The organism is Arsenicicoccus cauae (genome assembly GCF_009707125.1).
GTDB classification, from domain to species: Bacteria; Actinomycetota; Actinomycetes; order Actinomycetales; family Dermatophilaceae; genus Arsenicicoccus; species Arsenicicoccus cauae.
In genome coordinates this window covers 316144-333324 of the sequence record NZ_WLVL01000037.1, presented here as the reverse complement: position 1 = coordinate 333324, position 17181 = coordinate 316144, and the positions used below count along the sequence as shown (strand labels likewise).

The window sequence follows — 17181 nt, the reverse complement described above, 5'->3', positions numbered from 1 at the left end:
CGGTGCCCTCGATGCCGACGACCAGCAGTAGCCCGAACGAGCGCAGCCAGTCCAGCAAGTCGAGGTAGCCACGCCGCGAGGCCGGGAACTGACGATGCCCCAGGAGCCGGCCGGCGGTGTCGATCACTGCAGCGGTGTGGATGTCCTGGTGGGTGTCAACGCCCGCAGCGACCTCGATTTGGTCTGTCTGGCTCCGGTCCGTCTTCGTGACGGTGTCCTTGCATGCGATGGTGGTCATCGCCGTCCTCTCACTCGACCTGGCAGGGCGGCACGCACCCGCCGAGGTGAGCGGACAAGACAGTGATGGGTGCCTGCTGGCACAGGCTCCTATGAGGTCACGACCCTCGTCTGGTGAGTGCAAACGAGCCCCGCAGCGGATCGACCGACAGATCCTGTTAAAGACCCTCAGTCAGTCAGACGCTGAGTCAGGACGACCGCTGCGGGGCTCACTCACATCATCACTGTCAGCCGTGGGCGCGGCGACGACCGAGACGCACCAGCAGGGCGCCCACCCCGATCGTCCCGAACGCGAGGGCGGACAGCTGCGGCGCCTCGAAGCCCGTCTGCGCCAGCGTGCCCGAGCCGCGGGGTCCCTCGTAGGACTCGCACGCGATGCCGTCACCGTCCCGGTCGAGGTCGGCGCGGTAGAGGGGGTCGCCCGAGGGGATGCTCGAGCGGCCCGACGCCCGCAGCGCGTCGCAGCTCTGGCCGCCCGTGGTGGTGGTCGAGGCTGTCGTGGCGCCGGGCGTGACGGTGGCCTGGTTGGTGGTCTGCGGGGCGGCGTTGACGCGGTTGCCACCGAGGTTCACCGCGCCGTCGGCGCCGTTGCTCTCGCAGGCGATCCCGTCGTTGTCGCGGTCCAGCGCCGCCCGGTAGTCCGAGTCGAGGCGGGACACGTCCGTACGTCCGAGCGCGGTGCAGGAGCTGGTGTCGGCGGCAGGGCGCGACACGGTGGGCAGCCTCAGGGCGCCTGGCGTCGCGGCGCGGGCCGGCGACACGGGCGAGCGGGCCGCGCGCCTCAGGTCAGGAGCCGAGGCGGCCGGAGCCTGCGCCGACGGCGCTGCCTTGGCCGCAGGGGCCTTGGCTGCGGGGGCCTTGGCTGGCGGGGCCTTGGCCGAGGTGGCGACCGTGGCGGCGGGCGCCAGGGGAGCGGCCGGCCGGGTCCGAGGCAGGGGCGCGGACCCGGCGGCGCGCGCCACGACGAGCGCCGGGGTCGCGGAGGTCGCTGCGGCGGCGACCAGGCCTCGGCCTCCGGTGACGTGCAGGACGGCGCCAGAGGGGGCGGCGTCCGGCGACTGGACCCGATAGACGTCCACCTCGCCGGGGGTGGTCAGCGACGCGTCGTCGACGAGGCGGTCCGTCATGGCCCGCAGGAGGGCGGTCTGCCGGGCGTCTGCGGCATACGGCTGGTCTGCGGCGAGCGTGACGCCGCAGGAGAGCCCCCACACGGCCAGCTGGGCCGCCTGCAGGACGAGCCGGTCGACGTCGGCGGGGCTCCCCAGGCTGCCGAGGCCGGCACGCTGCGCAAGCGTCGACCGGGACCGCTGGTCCGCGACCGCGCGGGCGATGCCGGCGACGCGCGGGGCGATCCGGTCCCATGCGGCCGGGTCGGGGACGGCCCGGGCGGACGAGTCGCTGGACCACTCCTGCTCCACGCCCAGGGTGACGTTGGCGCCGGTGGGCACCGGCAGGTCGGCCTCCATGACCAGCGCGGTCGACTCGCGGACGCCGTCGTGGTCACGGTCGAGGGTGTAGGGGAGGGCCAGTACGGCGCGTCGCTCGCCCGTGCCCGGCAGGACGATCGTGACCGGAGCGACGCGTGCGGCCGGCGTGGGCTGCAGGGCGGCGTCCGCCGGGGTCAGGTCGGGGAGCGCGGGCAGCGCCGGAGAAGCGGCGGGGGGAGCGGACGGCGCGGCGGGAGCCGGTGCGCTCGGGCTCGGCGAGCCGGAGGCGGGGGGGATGCCGGTGACGGCGGAGCTGCCCATGACGCTCGCGGGGGTGGGCGACGGGGCCACCGGTGAGGGTGAGGCCAGCGCCGGAGCGGTGCCGGCCGCCGTCAGCGCAACGAGCAGGACGGTGGATCCCAGGGCGGAGCGAGCGCTCAGGGGCTGGTGCATGCGCGTCCTTCGGTCGTCGACGGTCCGTCGCAGGATAGCGGATAGAACGGTCAAACCGTTACGCAAAGTGCGCGTGCTAGGCCGAACGGGTTATCGTCCCCGAGCCCCGGCCATCTCCGGTCTGGCGGGGGCATGCCGTGACTCCCGGCTCACGGCTCGCGGCGTGCCAGCTCCTCGCGGCACCGCTGCTCGAAGGCGTCGAGCTCGCGCATCGACTCCTGCAGGTCCGCCAGCCGCCGCTGCAGGTCGGCGCGCCGGTCGTCGATCTGCTCCAGCACATATCTCAGCTGTGAGGTCGGGCCCTGCGCCTCGTCATACATGTTGACGATCGTCCGGATCTCCTCCAGCGGGAAGCCCAGGCGCTTGCCGCGCAGGATCAGTGACAGCCGGGTGCGGTCGCGACGGCGGTAGACGCGCTGCGTGCCCCGCCGCTCGGGCGCGAGCAGCCCCAGGTCCTCGTAGTGCCGGACGGTGCGGTGGGTCACGCCGAAGTCGTCGGCGATCTGCGCGATCGTCCACTCCTCGGGGGTTGTCATGGGCGCCATCGTGCTTTACGTTTACGTCAACGTCAAGCAGTCGTTCGTATGCCGGCACCGCCCGCCATCGCCCAGCCCCGTTCGCCACCGCCGCCCGAAAGGCCCACCCCGTGTACGAGCTCAGCCAGGACCACGAGGACTTCCGCCGCACCGTGCGCGACTTCGCCGAGGGCGAGATCGCCCCGCACGTCGCCGAGTGGGACCGCGAGCACCACTTCCCGGCGCACCTGATCCCCAAGATGGGCGAGCTCGGGCTCTTCGGCCTCGTGGTCCCCGAGGAGCTCGGCGGCCACAAGGACGCGGACGGGGAGGGAGGCGAGTTCACCTACCTGTGCCTCGCGATCGAGGAGCTCGGCCGCGTCGACCAGTCCATGGGCATCACCCTCGAGGCCGGCGTGGGCCTCGGCATCAACCCGATCCTGACCTACGGCACGCAGGAGCAGAAGGAGCGCTGGCTCCCCGACCTGGCCGCCGGCCGCACACTCGCGGGCTTCGGCCTCACCGAGCCCGACGCCGGCTCGGACGCGGGCGGCACCAAGACCCGCGCCGAGCTCCGCGACGGCGAGTGGGTCGTCAACGGCGCCAAGTCGTTCATCACCAACTCCGGCACCGAGATCACCTCGGTGGTCACCGCCACCGCGCGCACCGGCACCCGCGAGGACGGCAAGCCCGAGATCAGCGCCATCATGATCCCCTCCGGCACACCGGGATTCGAGGTCGCGCCGCCCTACCACAAGCTCGGGTGGAACATCTCGGACACCCACGGGCTGTCCTTCACCGACGTCCGCGTGCCCGAGGACAACCTGCTGGGCGAGCGCGGCAAGGGCTTCGGGCAGTTCCTGGCCACCCTCGACGACGGCCGCATCGCCATCGCCGCCCTCGCGGTCGGCTGCATCGCGCGCATGCTCGAGGAGTCGATCGCCTACTCGCGGTCCCGCCTGGCCTTCGGCAGGCCGATCGCCGTCAACCAGGGCGTGTCCTTCCAGATCGCCGACATGGCCGTCATGCTCGAGAACGCCCGGCTGCTCACCTACAAGGCCGCCTGGCTCAAGGACGAGATGGACGCGGGCCGCCGCAGCCTCGCCGAGGTCAAGCAGGCCGCCTCCATCGCCAAGCTCTACACCTCCGAGGCGGCGGTGACCTCCACCCGGATGGCCACGCAGATCTTCGGCGGCAACGGCTTCATGGAGGAGTACCCCGTCGCGCGCTTCTACCGTGACTCCAAGATCCTCGAGATCGGTGAGGGCACCTCCGAGGTGCAGCGCATGCTGATCGGTCGCGGCCTGGGTCTGCCCACCGCCTGACCCGGCGCGCCCGACATACGACAACCGAAGGGAATCCCATGGCCTATCAACCGGATCCGAAGGTCGCCGACGTCCGGGAGCGGCTCGAGGCGGCGCTCGAGGCCTCGGCCACGCCACCCGACAAGGCCGCCGCCAAGCTCGCCTCGCAGGGCAAGCTCTATGTGCGCGACCGGATCTCGTTGCTGTTCGACGAGGGGAGCTTCGTGGAAGACGGGCGCTACGCCAACGCCACGGCGACCGGCCTGCCGGCCGACGGGGTGGTCACCGGACGCGGTCTCGTGGACGGCCGACCGGCCATCGTCGTCGCGAACGACCCCACCGTCAAAGCGGGTTCGTGGGGTGCGCGGACCGTGGAAAAGATCGTGCGCGCCACCGAGAGCGCGCTGCGCGAGGAGCTCCCGGTCTTCTGGTTCGTCGACTCCGCGGGCGCCCGGATCACCGACCAGGTCGAGATGTTCCCGGGGCGGCGCGGCGCCGGTCGCATCTTTCACAACCAGGTCGCGCTGTCCGGCAAGGTGCCCCAGATCTGTTGCCTCTTCGGGCCGTCCGCGGCCGGGGGCGCCTACATCCCGAGCTTCACCGACATCGTGATCATGGTCGACGGCAATGCCTCGATGTACCTCGGGTCGCCGCGCATGGCCGAGATGGTCGTGGGGGAGAAGGTCTCGCTGGAGGACCTCGGTGGGGCCCGGATGCACTGCACCGTCTCGGGGGTCGGCGACCTGCTGGCGGGCAGCGACGAGGAGGCCATCGAGCTGGCCAAGGAGTACTTCTCCTACATGCCGCTGTCCTGGCGGCAGCCGACGCCGCACTTCCACCCGGAGGAGCCGAGCTCGCCACTGACCCGGGACGACGTCCCCGAGGTCGAGTCGGTCCCCTTCGACATGCACGAGGTCATCGACCGCCTCGTCGACGACGAGCAGTTCTTCGAGGTCAAGCCGATGTTCGCCGCCGAGCTGATCGTCGGCTTCGGCCGGATGGCCGGGCAGACGGTCGGCTTCGTCGCCAACAACTCCGCCGTCAAGGGCGGCGTGCTGTTCAGCGACTCCGCCGACAAGGCGACGCGCTTCATCACCACGTGCGACGCCTACTCGATCCCGCTGGTCTACCTCGCCGACGTGCCGGGCTTCATGATCGGCTCCGAGGTCGAGCGCGGCGGGATCATCCGGCACGGCGCCAAGATGGTGTATGCCGTCTCGGCTGCCACCGTGCCGCAGCTGTGCGTCGTGGTGCGCAAGGCGTATGGCGCCGGCCTCTACGCCATGGGGGGCCCGGGCTTCGCGCCGGACGCGACCATCGCGCTCCCGACCGCCCGGATCGGCGTGATGGGTCCGGAGGCGGCGGTCAACGCGGTCTACGCCAACAAGATCGCCGAGATCCCCGAAGTGCCCGAGCGGGACGCGTTCGTCGCCGACAAGCGCGCGGAGTACGAGAAGGACATCGACCTCGAGCGCCTCGCCGCCGACCTGGTCATCGACGACATCGTCGAGCCGGAGTCCCTGCGGGACAGCATCATCCTCCGTCTCAGCTATGCCGGGGGCCGGTCCCGCCACTTCACCGAGCGCCACACCGGCATCTCGCCGGTCTGACGGCGAGATGCCGGCGCCCAGAGCGCGCCGCGCGGGGCGCTCTGGGCGCTCTGGGCGTAGGAGCGTCAGCGGCGCACCGGCTGCTGCAGCTCGGTGACCCAGCTCGACTGGTCCTCGCCCTCGGCCTGCAGGTAGTCCTCGCGGCAGGGGCCGAGCAGGTCCCAGCCGCTGGTCTCGGCGTGCTGCACGAGCGACTGCCACGCCGCGCCGATCCCCGTCATCGCGCCGAGGTGGACGCAGCAGACCGCCTGCTCGACGGCGGGCAGCTCGACGATGGCGGTGCCCTCGGGAGCCGGCCCGTCGTGGGCGTAGCCCACCGTGATGTGCATGCCGGCAGGCCGCACGTCGTAGGAGGCGATGGCGGTGCGCAGGCTGCCGCCCGCGCGCGCGACGGCCGCCCCCGCCCGCTCGAAGAGCGGACCGACGACCTCGCCGATCGCCTGCCCCTCCTCGAGGTCGGCGCTGCAGGCGGCCAGGCGAACGGCGGGCAGGGACTTGGTGACGTACTCGATGGACATGTCGTGCTCCTTGTCGATGAGGTGGAGGCGCGCCTCGACGCCGGCCAGGCGCTGACGCGCCTGCTCGTGGTCCCGCTCCAGCTCCATCCGCCGCTCGTGCAGCATGACGCGCAGCTCGTCCCCGTCGAGGTCGCCGTCCAGCAGCACGGCCACCTGCGCGAGCGGGAAGCCGAGGTCCTTGAGCGCCACGATGCGGTTGAGCCGGGCCAGCTGGCCGGCGGAGTAGCTGCGGTAGCCCGTCCACGGGTCGACGTGGTCGGGCGTCAGCAGGCCGAGCTGGTCGTAGTGCCGCAGCATGCGCATCGACACCTGACCGAGCCGGGCAAACTCTCCGATGTGGATCATGACCTCAGTCCAGGCCTTGCCACGGTGTGAGGGTCAAGACCCCGGCTGCGAGCGCTCGAGGTCCCACCACCCGATCCCCAGCTCCAGCAGCAGCTCCCGCACGAGCGGCAGCGAGACGCCGACGACGTTGTGGTAGTCGCCCTCGACGGCCGTGACGAACGCCCCGCCCAGTCCGTCGACCGTGAAACCGCCTGCCACGCGAAGGGGTTCCCCGGTGCCGACATACGTCTCGATCTCGGCGTCGGACACGTCGGCGAAGTGCACCACCGTCGACGCGGTGCGCGAGACCTGCTGGCCCGTGCGCAGATCCGTGAGGGCGTGCCCCGAGTGCAGCACCCCGGAGCCGCCGCGCATCCGCCGCCACCGCGCGACCGCGACCTGCGGCGTCTCGGGCTTGCCGTGCACCTCTCCGGCGATCTCCAGCACCGAGTCGCAGCCCAGCACGACCTGCGGACCGTCGTGCGGCGCAAGGGCGTTCGCGACGTCGTCGCACTTGGCGCGCGCCAGGGCGAGCGCGTGCTCCGCCGGCGGCAGGACGCCTCCCCGGGACTCGAGGTCGGCGATCACGGCGGGTTCGTCGACCCCGGACACCTGCACGTGGGGCGCCAGCCCTGCGGCCCGCAAGGTCGCAAGTCGGGCGGGGGAGGCGGAGGCGAGGACGAGCTGGACGGCCATGGCGCCGACCCTACCGGCGGCGAGGGCATCGACCGGCCGTCGTTCGCCAGGCTGATGCCCCTACCCCCGGCGAGGGCATCGACCGGCCGTCGTTCGCCAGGCTGATGCCCCTACCCCCGGTAGGTCTGCGCGGCCCGGTCGAGCAGACCCCGCAGGTGCCTGGCGCATACCTCCGGGTGCGTCAGCGGCAGGAAGTGCGTCGCCCGCGGCACCGTCACCACGCACGCGCCGGGGCAGGCCGCGGCATACGCGCGCACCCCGAGGCGCATCTGGTCCAGCCCACCGTTGAGGAGCAGGACGGGTATGTCGAGCCCGCCGAGCAGGTGAGGACCGCACTGTGCCATCACGGCCGACCAGGCCGCGGGCATCGCCGCGTAGCCCTGCCCGTCGTCGGTGACCTGGCCGATGTCACGCCCACCGGCGAGCCGGCGCATGACGGCGCCCGCGACGCGGGCCACGCGCTCGGCCCCGACCAGCGGCACCAGCTGGGCGAAGCCCCGGTAGACGGCGGCGCCCGCACCGGCCGGGACCCCGGTGGCACCGACGAGCCCGAGGCCCGCGAGACGGGTCGGCTGCGCGGCGGCATACGACATCGCGACATAACCGCCGAGGCTGTGACCGGCGAGGACCACCGGGCCCGCCGGGGGCAGGGCCGACTCGACCGTCGCGAGGGCGGCCTGCCAGGTGAACTCCTCGGAGCCGCGCGCGCCGTGGCCGGGCAGGTCCGGCGTCACGACGCGGACCCCGGGCAGCAGCGCCGGGTAGTCGCGCCAGAAGCCGGCGTTCATGCGGGTGCCGTGCAGCAGCACCAGCGTGGGGGTCGGGGTGGGGCTCATGCGCGCCTCAGTAGCCGGAGGCCAGCAGCCCGTCCACGAAGCACCAGCGCCAGGACTCGCCCGGCTCGAAGGACCGCATCGTCGGGTGCCCGGTCGCCTCGTAGTGGCGGGTCGCGTGCCGGCCCTCGGAGGAGTCGCAGCAGCCGACATACCCGCAGGTCAGGCACAGCCGCATGTGCACGGGCGTCGTGCCCTCGGCCTGGCACCCGATGCACTCGCCGTGGGTGCGGGGCTCGACGAAGGTCGGGGACTGCTCCAGGTGCTCGCACGGCGCGTCAGGCAGGGCGGGGGACAGGGCCCGCAGGCGGCGCACCCGCTGCTCGACGCGCATCAGTGAGGTCTCCTCGAAGTCCAGCGAGGCCAGCACCGCCGAGATCACCTCGGACTCCACCTCGCCCTCGCTGCGCACGCGCAGGACCTCCTCGCGCTCTGCCTTGATCGCGGCGGTCCGGAGCCGACGGTAGGTCTGGCTGGGCGTCTCCTTCTGGTCGTCGGGGCGGCCGAGACGCTCCCAGATGGCGTTGACGCGTCGCTCGGTCTGGTCGCGGAGCGTGGCGATGGTGGCGGCGTCGTCCGGCCCGGCCTCGCGCTCCATGGCGCGGCGGCCGGCCTCGACCGCGCGGGCATAGACGGTGGCCTCCTGCAGGGCGTCCTCGCGAGGGTCGGGGCCGTGCACGTCGAGGCGGCGGGCCAGGACGGGCAGGGTGAGGCCCTGGATGAGCAACGTCCCGGCGGTCACCACGAGGGCGATGAGCACGAGGACGGCCCGGTGGGGCGTGGCGAGCGGCAGGGTGAGCGCGGCGGCCAGGGTCACCACGCCGCGCATGCCGGCCCAAGAGATCAGCGCCGACTCCTGCCACGGCGTCACCCCCTGGCGCTGCCGCACCCGCACGACGAACCTCGTCGCCATGATCCACACGACGCGCAGCAGCATCACGCCGAGCAGCACCAGCAGGCACGCCGCGATGATGCGTCCCCACCCGAGCGGCGAGCTGGACGCTGCCGACACGATCGACCGCGTCTGCAGCCCGACGAGCAGGAAGACGGAGTTCTCCAGCAGGTAGGTGATGGTCTTCCAGTTGATCCGGGTGGTGACGCGCGACTGGGCGGTCTCGACGACCGGTGCCATGTGGCCGATCAGCAGCCCGGCGACGACCACGGACAGCACCCCGGACGCGTGGAAGTGCTCCGCCGGCGCGAACGCGATGAACGGCAGCAGGAAGGACAGCGCCGTGGTCGCGACCGGGTCGCTGGTGCGCCTGAGGACGTATGACGCCGCCTTGGCCACGACCACGCCGACCACGACGGCGATGACCACCGCCTTGGCGAAGTCGAGCAGGACCGCGCCGACGGTGACCGCCGCGGTGAGGGCCCCCGTGGCCGTGCGGAGCGAGACCAGCGCCGTGGCGTCGTTGACCAGCGACTCGCCCTCGAGGATGGTCACGACCCGCCTCGGCAGGCCGATCTGCTTGGCGACGGCGGTCGCGGCGACGGCGTCCGGCGGGGCGACGATCGCGCCCAGGGCGAACGCCGCGGCGAACGGCAGGGGCAGCAGGGCCCAGGCGAGGAGGCCGATCCCGGCCGTGGTGAACAGCACGAGGCCGATGGACAGCCACCCGATCGCGGACAGGTTGTCGCGGAAGTCCATCAGGCTGGTGTTGTGGGCCGCGGTGTAGAGCAGGGGCGGCAGGATCCCGACCAGCACGAGCTCGGGGGACAGCGTCGGCTTTTGGATGAACGGCAGGTAGGACCCGACGAGCCCGACGACGATGAGCACCAAGGGCGCCGACAGGCCCCAGCGGTTGGACAGGGTCGTGACGGCGAGGACGGTCAGGGCGAGGCCGACCACGAGCGTGAGGATCTCCACGGCGCACATCCTCCCACCTGGGCGGCGATGACGCGGTCGGCGCTCATGCCCCTACCGGGGGCGGGATCATCAGCCTGGGGGACGAAGCCCGGCTGATGCCCCTACCGGGGGCGGGATCATCAGCCTGGCGAACGAAGCCCGGCTGATGCCCCTACCCCCGGCGGGATCATCAGCCTGGCGAACGAAGCCCGGTCGATGCCCCTACCCCCGGCCGGATCATCAGCCTGGCGAACGAAGCCCGGCTGATGCCCCTACCCCCGGCGGGATCATCAGCCTGGCGAACGAAGCCCGGCTGATGCCCTTACCCCCGGTAGGTGTGGAGGACGGCGGTGCGGAGCGTGTCCAGGCCGACACCGCCGATGTCCAGCGCACGCCGGTGGAACTCCTTGAGCGAAAAGGCGTCCCCCTCGTGCCGGCGCACCTCGTCGCGCAGCTGCAGCCACAGGCGTTCGCCCACCTTGTAGGACGGGGCCTGCCCCGGCCAGCCGAGGTAACGGTCCAGCTCGAACCGCAGCACCGCCTCCTCCATGTTGGCGTGCGCCGTCAGGTAGGCCCACGCCTTGTCGTAGGTCCACTCGCCGCCACCGACCTCGGCGGGCGCCTCGAAGCCGCAGTGCACGCCGATGTCGATGACCACGCGGGCCGCCCGCAAGGACTGCCCGTCCAGCCATCCCATCCGGTTGCCCGGGTCGTTCATGTGCCCGAAGTCGGCCATGAGGCGCTCGGCGTACAGAGCCCACCCCTCGCCGTGGCCGGAGGTCCAGGAGAACTGCCGGCGCCAGGTGTTGAGCCGCTCGCGGTTGTGCACGGTCTGGGCGACCTGCAGGTGATGGCCGGGCACTCCCTCGTGGTAGACGGTGGTCAGCTCGCGCCAGGTCGTGAACTCGGTGACCCCCTTGGGGACCGACCACCACATGCGTCCGGGCCGCGAGAAGTCGTCGGACGGGCCGGTGTAGTAGATGCCGCCGGTCTGGGTGGGGGCGATGCAGCACTCGATCTCCCGCACGGGTGCGGGGATGTCGAAGTGCTCCCCGTCGAGCAGCCGGACGACCTCGTCGGCCTCGTCCTGCATCCACCGGCGCAGCGCGTCCGTCCCGTCCAGGCGGTAGGCCGGGTCCTCGTCGAGCAGCGCGATCGCCTCGGCCACCGTCGCGCCCGGGCGGACCTGGTGGGCGACGTCTTGCATGGCCGCGGTGATGCGGGCGAGCTCCTCCTGGCCCCAGCGGTAGGTCTCCTCCAGGTCGACCTCGGCGCCGAGGAAGTAGCGCGAGCACAGGGCGTACTCGTCGCGACCCACCGCGTCCTCGGTCGGTGCCTCGTCGAGCAGCTCGTCCCGCAGGAACTCCGCCATGCGGGCGTAGGCGTCGCGCGCCGCCCCCACCTCGCGGGTCAGTCGCTCGCGCAGCTCCGGGGGCAGGGCGCGGTGAGGTGCCAGCGCTCCCTTGAGGAAGCCGTCGAAGTAGCCCTCAGCCTCGACCAGGTCGTGGCACTGCTGGATGCACGCCTCGACCTGACGGCGGGCGGACACGGTGCCCTTGTCGCGGGCGCAGACCAAGGACTCTTGGTACTGCTCCAGCGCGAGGGGGATGCGGCCCATCCGCAGGGCGATGGTCGCCCAGTGCTCCACCGTCTCGGCGGGCATCAGGTCGAAGGCCGCGCGGATGTCCTGCAGCGGCGAGGCGATGACGTTGAGGGAGGACTCGACGATGCCCGCGGCATACATCTCCTCGGCGAGCCCGAGCCGCTCGGTCATGGCGGTGATGGTGATCCGGTCCGCGTCGCTCGCCGGCTCGACCGCGGCCAGCGCGGCCAGGGTGCGGCGCCGCAGCTCGGACTGGGCGCGGAGCCCGTCCGGGGAGAAGTCGTCGATCTGGTCGTCGTGGCCGGGGATGCCGACGTAGGTCGCGGTGAGCGGGCTCAGCTCGAGGCTCTCGCGGACGAACTCGTCGGCGATGCGGTCGACGGCGCTGGGGCGGGAGGCGGGGGCGGTCTCCGGAGCACGGGTCACCCCGCGCACGCTACCCAAGGTCACCCGCTCCGGCTCGTCAGCGCGCAGAGCGCCACCCCCACGACGACCGTCGGCGCGCACCGAGGGAGGAGACCCCGAGGTTGCGGGCCCGGCTCGCCCAGATGCCGGTGGGCTGCTCCTCGGGGGCCGGCTCGCCGCCCGAGGCGGCGGCGACCACCAGCAGCAGGGCGGCGAGCTCCTCGTCGGTCGGGTTGCCCTTGGTCACGGACAGCAGGGGCGGTATGGCGACCGCCGCCGCCTCCTGGGGCGTGGCCACGGCGGCGGACCCGCCGGGGGTCTCGTTGGTCATCGGGTGCTCCTCCTTCGCCGGTCGCCGGACGACGGCAGCCCGGTCACAGCGGGATGTTGCCGTGCTTCTTGGGCGGGTGGTTCTCGCGCTTGGTCTGCAGCGCCCGCAGCGCCTGCACGACGTTGCGGCGGGTCTCCTGCGGGGCGATGACCGCGTCGATGTAGCCGCGCTCGGCCGCGATGTAGGGGTTGGCGAGGTGGTCCTCGTACTCCTTGATGAACTGCGCGCGCGTCGCGTCGACGTCGCGGCCCTCCGCCTCGGCCGCGGCGATCTCCTTGCGGTAGAGGATGTTGACCGCACCCTGCGCGCCCATCACGGCGATCTGCGCGGTGGGCCAGGCGATGTTGACGTCGGCGCCGAGGTGCTTGGACCCCATGACGTCGTACGCCCCGCCGTAGGCCTTGCGGGTGATGACGGTGACGAGCGGGACGGTGGCCTCGGCATACGCGTAGATGAGCTTGGCACCGCGGCGGATGATGCCGTTCCACTCCTGGTCGGTGCCCGGCAGGAAGCCCGGCACGTCCACGAAGGTCAGCACGGGGACGTTGAAGGCGTCGCAGGTGCGCACGAAGCGCGCGGCCTTCTCGGAGGCGTCGATGTCCAGGCACCCGGCGAACTGCATCGGCTGGTTGGCGACGATGCCGACGCTGCGCCCCTCGACCCGCCCGAAGCCGGTGATGATGTTGGGCGCGAACAACGGCTGGACCTCGAGGAAGGCCTGGTCGTCGAGGATCGCCGTGAAGACCTCGTGCATGTCGTACGGCATGTTGGGCGAGTCCGGGATGATCGTGTCCAGGGCGACGTCCAGCTCGTTGATCTCGAGGTCCACCTCGGCCTCGAAGACCGGCGGGTCCTCGTGGTTGTTGCTCGGCAGGTAGGAGAGCAGCTCCTTGACGTAGTCCATCGCGTCGGCCTCGTCGGAGCCCATGTAGTGGGCGCAGCCGGACTTGGAGTTGTGCGACATCGCGCCGCCCAGCTCCTCCATCCCCACGCTCTCGCCCGTGACGGTCTTGATGACGTCGGGACCGGTGATGAACATGTGGGACGTCTGGTCGACCATGACCGTGAAGTCGGTGATGGCGGGGGAGTAGACCGCCCCGCCGGCGCAGGGACCCATGATGAGCGAGATCTGCGGGACGACGCCGGAGGCCAGGACGTTGCGGCGGAAGATCTCGCCATACATCCCGAGGGAGGCGACGCCCTCCTGGATCCGGGCGCCGCCGGAGTCGTTGAGGCCGACGACCGGGCACCCGATCTTCATGGCGAAGTCCATGACCTTGACGATCTTCTCCCCGAAGACCTCGCCCAGGGACCCGCCGAAGACCGTGAAGTCCTGCGCGAACACGCACACCTGGCGGCCGTCGACGGTGCCGTAGCCGGTGATGACCCCGTCGCCATACGGCCGGTTCTTGTCCTGGCCGAAGGCCGTCGAGCGGTGGCGGGCGTACTGGTCCAGCTCGACGAACGAGCCCTCGTCGAGGAAGGCCTCGACGCGCTCCCGAGCGGTCTGCTTGCCGCGGGCGTGCTGCTTCTCGACCGCCTTCTCGGAGGCCCCGTGCAGGACCTGCTCGTTGCGGTGGTGCAGGTCGGCGAGCCGACCTGCGGTCGTGGCCAGGTCGAAGGTGTCCGTCGTCGGAGCGTCAGCCATGGCGACACCATAGCCTTGGGCTCGTGACCTCCGCTCTGCGACAAAGCGCTCTGACCAGGCATGTGACGGACGCCATGTCGCCGTGGCTCGATGTGCGGGTCCGCGACGCGGTCGGCAGCACCAACGCCGAGCTGCTCGCCGACCCTCGGCCATGGCACGTGCTCACCACGGACCACCAGCAGGCGGGACGCGGTCGGCTGGCCCGGTCGTGGGAGACCCCGGCCGGGACGGCCGTGGCCCTGTCCGCCTGCGTGCCGGTCCCATCGGCTCGTATGCCGGACGCGGGGTGGCTGCCCCTGCTGACGGGCCTGGCCGTGCGGGACGCCCTCGCGTCCCTCGCCGGGCCCGGGCGCGCCGAGGCCTTCGTGCTCAAGTGGCCCAACGACGTGCTCGTCGCCACCGACGACGACCGCAAGGTGTGCGGGGTGCTGTGCGAGCTGGCGCCGGCCCCTGGTCCTGGTGATGGGGTCGCCGTGCTCGGGCTCGGGATCAACGTCCACCAGACCCGCGAGCAGCTCCCCGTCGAGACCGCGACCTCCTTGCAGCTGTGCGGCGTCGAGGTCGGGCGGGAGGACGTCGTGGTGGCGGTGCTGCGTGCCCTCGCCCACCGGCACGGCCAGTGGGCGACGCCGTCGCGGATGCCGGCCCTGCGCGCGGACTACACCGCGGCCTGCGCGACCCTCGGGCGCGAGGTCGACATCCACCTGCCCTCCGGTGCGGTGGAGCCGGGCCGGGCGGTGCGGGTCGACGGGGCCGGCCGTCTCGTCATACGCACCGCTGGGGGAGAGCGCACCCACGCCGCCGGTGACGTGGTGCACGCGAGGCTGTCGGGCTGAGGCATCATGGCGGGAGCGGTCGGCGGCGAGCGTCGTCCCGCGGGACGGCGAGGAGGCGACGGTGGCGGACCACGGTGACGAGTCGACCCGGCTGTCGCAGGCCCCGGTGCGGCTGGACCCCCTGGTCGAGCAGGTGCAGCGAGAGCTGCTCGGCGGCCCGCTGGACCTCGACCGGCGCGACGTGTCCCGGACCGTCGGGGTCTCCCTGCGCACCGCCGAGCGCTTCTGGCACGCCCTCGGGTTCCCGGGCAACGAGGACGGCGAGGCGGTCTTCTCCCAGCTCGACCTGACCGCCCTGCGCGGCGTCGCCGCGCTCGTGCGGCGCGGAGAGCTCGACGAGGACTCGGCCCTCAGCCTGACCCGGGCCTTCGCCCGCACCGCGGACCGCCTGTCGGTGTGGCAGTGCTCGGTGTTCGCCGAGTCGCTGAGCCCCTGGGCGCAGGGCGAGGTCGACCTCGGGCGCGTGGCCGTCTCCGACGAGAGCCACGACTCGACCCGCGCCGAGCCCGACGAGGACACCGCGCTGGCCGCTGCGCGCAAGGTCGCCGAGCTGGCCGACGAGCTCGAGCCGTTGCTCGTCTACGCCTGGCGCCGGCACCTGGCCGCCGCCACCGCCCGCATGGTCGCCGACGCCGACCCGTCGGTGGGGGAGCAGGGGCTGCGACGCTGCGTGGGCTTCGCCGACCTCGTGTCCTTCACCTCGCTGGTGCGGCGCCTGTCGGAGCGCGAGCTGGCGACCGTGGTGCAGAGGTTCGAGGCGCTGTGCAGCGACGTCATCACCGGGCACGGCGGCCGGGTCATCAAGACGGTCGGGGACGAGGTCCTGTACGTCGCGAAGGTGCCCGCCGAGGGCGCCCGGATCGCCCTGGACCTGGTCGACGCCATCCGCTACGACGACATGCTGCCTCCCGTGCGGGTCGGCCTCGCCTACGGCCACGTCGTGTCGCGGCTCGGCGACGTCTTCGGCACCACGGTCAACCGCGCCGCCCGCCTCACCGCAGTCGCGCCCTCCGGCAAGGTGCTGGCCGACGAGGGGCTCGTGTCACGGATCGCCGACGCGCCAGACCTCACCGCGGTGCGGCAGCGCACCCGCACCCTGCGAGGGGTGGGCGTCGTCGCCCCCTCCCTGCTGCACCGCACCGTCGCGATCCCCGACGGCCTGCCCGGCGCGTTGCCCCACCCAGCACAGCCGGCGTTCCTCGACTCTGACGACCTGGAGGTCCGATGACCGACTACGACAACGTGACGATCACCCGCCACGGCGAGCACGGCCACGTCGCCGAGCTCGCCCTGGACCGGCCCGAGGCGATGAACGCCGTCTCGACCGCGATGGCGCGCGACCTCGGCGCCGCGACCACGCAGCTGTCCGCGCTGGCGCTGCGCGGCGAGGTGCGGGCGGTGGTGGTGAGCTCGACGCACCCCAAGGCCTTCTGCGTCGGGGCGGACCTCAAGGAGCGCAACGGCTTCACCGACGCCGACCTGATGGCCCAGCGACCCGTGGCGCGCGCGGCCTACGGCGGGGTGCTGGCGCTGCCGGTGCCGGCCATCGCGGCCGTGGACGGCTTCGCGCTCGGCGGGGGCTTCGAGATCGCGCTGTCCTGCGACCTGATCGTCTGCGGGGACGGCGCGACGGTGGGCCTGCCCGAGGTGTCGGTCGGCGTCATCCCCGGCGGTGGCGGCACGCAGCTGCTGACCCGTCGCGTCGGCTGGTCGCGGGCCTCCCGCATCATCTTCGGCGCCGCCAAGATGCCGGCGGCCGAGGCGCTCTCGCTCGGCGCCGTCGACGAGGTGGTCGACGCCGGGACGGCCCGCGAGCACGCCCTGGAGCTGGCGTCCCTGGTCGCGACGCACTCGCCCGTCGGGGTGCGCAACGCCAAGCGGGCCATGCGCCTCGGCTCCGACGTCGACCTGGCGGCCGGGCTGGAGATCGAGGACGGCTGCTGGCGGGCGACGGCCTTCAGCGGGGACCGGCGCGAGGGCGTCGCCGCCTTCGCCGAGAAGCGCCGCCCCGCCTGGCCCGGAGTCTGACGGCGAGGGCGGAGCCGGGCGCCCCCGGCTCCCGCCGGCTCAGACGACGTGTGTGTGCTCCGTCAGCTCGTCGTCCCCGGCGGCCTTGCCCGCAAAGACCCAACGGCGGTAGGTCAGGAACCGGAAGACCGTCCCCAGCCCGATGCCCACGAACCTGGCGACGTTGTCGGCCAGCTGGGAGTGCTGGTCGAGGGCGTACCGCGACAGGTACAGGCAGGCGAACGTGATCACCAGCGCGATCGCGTTGAACAGCACGAAGAGCATGAGCTCGTGGTGCGCCTTGTCGCGCCGCTGGTCGCGGTAGGTCAGGTAGCGGTTGCCCACCCAGGAGAACAACGTGGCGATGGCCGTGGCGGTGACCGACGCGCGCCCGGGGATGCCGTGCATGGGTCCGTCGCCCGGGCCCGGCAGGCCGAACACCAGCAGGTTGTAGCCCCCCATGTCGACCACGAACGCGAGGGCGCCGACGAGCCCGAAGGCGGCGACCTCGCGCCACAGGCGGGCCGCGAGCGCGCGCAGGCGACCGATGAGGGAGGTGGTGGGCACCGCAGCACCGTACCCTGT

At 72.5% G+C, this 17181-nt stretch carries 16 protein-coding genes; 5 read left to right on the top strand and 11 right to left on the bottom strand.

Annotation, left to right across the window (positions count from 1 at the left end; genetic code table 11):
• From GGG17_RS10220 to GGG17_RS10210, 3 genes are all read right to left on the bottom strand, one after another.
• Positions 1-238: IS110 family transposase (locus tag GGG17_RS10220; protein WP_375804516.1), on the bottom strand; the 238-nt coding region annotated here is incomplete at its 3' end.
• 226 nt (positions 239-464) lie between these two features.
• Entirely contained in the window at positions 465-2117 is a 1653-nt protein-coding gene (locus tag GGG17_RS10215) for an excalibur calcium-binding domain-containing protein (RefSeq protein WP_154593572.1), read from the bottom strand.
• Between the two features lie 149 nt (positions 2118-2266).
• Positions 2267-2653, bottom strand: a complete 387-nt coding sequence (locus tag GGG17_RS10210) for a MerR family transcriptional regulator (protein ID WP_154593571.1) — start codon at positions 2651-2653, stop codon at positions 2267-2269.
• A gap of 110 nt (positions 2654-2763) precedes the next feature.
• On the opposite strand from GGG17_RS10210, the gene GGG17_RS10205 reads away from it, so the two are divergent.
• Both GGG17_RS10205 and GGG17_RS10200 read left to right on the top strand, forming a co-directional pair.
• Entirely contained in the window at positions 2764-3957 is a 1194-nt protein-coding gene (locus GGG17_RS10205; RefSeq protein ID WP_288799502.1) for an acyl-CoA dehydrogenase family protein, read from the top strand.
• Between the two features lie 38 nt (positions 3958-3995).
• Entirely contained in the window at positions 3996-5546 is a 1551-nt protein-coding gene (locus GGG17_RS10200; RefSeq protein ID WP_154593569.1) for an acyl-CoA carboxylase subunit beta, read from the top strand.
• Between the two features lie 65 nt (positions 5547-5611).
• On the opposite strand, the gene GGG17_RS10195 is transcribed toward GGG17_RS10200, so the two are convergent.
• The 7 genes from GGG17_RS10195 to GGG17_RS10165 all read right to left on the bottom strand — a co-directional run bounded on the left by GGG17_RS10195 (position 5612) and on the right by GGG17_RS10165 (position 13753).
• A complete protein-coding gene (locus tag GGG17_RS10195) occupies positions 5612-6409 on the bottom strand; it encodes a MerR family transcriptional regulator (RefSeq protein WP_154593568.1) in 798 nt (265 codons plus the stop codon).
• A 33-nt stretch (positions 6410-6442) separates the two neighbouring features.
• Entirely contained in the window at positions 6443-7084 is a 642-nt protein-coding gene (locus GGG17_RS10190; protein ID WP_154593566.1) for a Maf family protein, read from the bottom strand.
• Positions 7085-7194: 110 nt separating this feature from the next.
• The gene (locus GGG17_RS10185; protein WP_154593564.1) at positions 7195-7920 is read right to left on the bottom strand and encodes an alpha/beta fold hydrolase; all 726 of its coding nucleotides are present in this window, start codon (positions 7918-7920) and stop codon (positions 7195-7197) included.
• 7 nt (positions 7921-7927) lie between these two features.
• Positions 7928-9787, bottom strand: coding sequence for a Na+/H+ antiporter (locus GGG17_RS10180; protein WP_311966593.1), 1860 nt, complete (start codon positions 9785-9787; stop codon positions 7928-7930).
• A 301-nt stretch (positions 9788-10088) separates the two neighbouring features.
• Positions 10089-11795, bottom strand: coding sequence for a DUF885 domain-containing protein (locus GGG17_RS10175; RefSeq protein ID WP_311966592.1), 1707 nt, complete (start codon positions 11793-11795; stop codon positions 10089-10091).
• Positions 11796-11832: 37 nt separating this feature from the next.
• Positions 11833-12105, bottom strand: a complete 273-nt coding sequence (locus tag GGG17_RS10170; RefSeq protein ID WP_154593562.1) for an acyl-CoA carboxylase epsilon subunit — start codon at positions 12103-12105, stop codon at positions 11833-11835.
• A 43-nt stretch (positions 12106-12148) separates the two neighbouring features.
• A complete protein-coding gene (locus tag GGG17_RS10165; protein WP_154593560.1) occupies positions 12149-13753 on the bottom strand; it encodes an acyl-CoA carboxylase subunit beta in 1605 nt (534 codons plus the stop codon).
• A gap of 23 nt (positions 13754-13776) precedes the next feature.
• Here GGG17_RS10165 and GGG17_RS10160 point away from each other — a divergent pair, with 23 nt between their 5' ends.
• From GGG17_RS10160 to GGG17_RS10150, 3 genes are all read left to right on the top strand, one after another.
• Positions 13777-14589: a biotin--[acetyl-CoA-carboxylase] ligase gene (locus GGG17_RS10160; protein ID WP_311966591.1), complete on the top strand. Its 813-nt coding sequence runs from the start codon at positions 13777-13779 to the stop codon at positions 14587-14589.
• A 61-nt stretch (positions 14590-14650) separates the two neighbouring features.
• Complete coding sequence (locus GGG17_RS10155; RefSeq protein WP_288797870.1) at positions 14651-15817, top strand: adenylate/guanylate cyclase domain-containing protein; 1167 nt, start codon at positions 14651-14653, stop codon at positions 15815-15817.
• Positions 15814-16617, top strand: a complete 804-nt coding sequence (locus GGG17_RS10150) for an enoyl-CoA hydratase/isomerase family protein (protein WP_154593558.1) — start codon at positions 15814-15816, stop codon at positions 16615-16617. Before GGG17_RS10155 ends, GGG17_RS10150 begins: the two co-directional genes overlap by 4 nt.
• Before the next feature lie 39 nt (positions 16618-16656).
• Here GGG17_RS10150 and GGG17_RS10145 read toward each other — a convergent pair whose 3' ends face one another.
• Complete coding sequence (locus GGG17_RS10145) at positions 16657-17163, bottom strand: GtrA family protein (protein WP_288797872.1); 507 nt, start codon at positions 17161-17163, stop codon at positions 16657-16659.
• Positions 17164-17181: the final 18 nt, after the last annotated feature.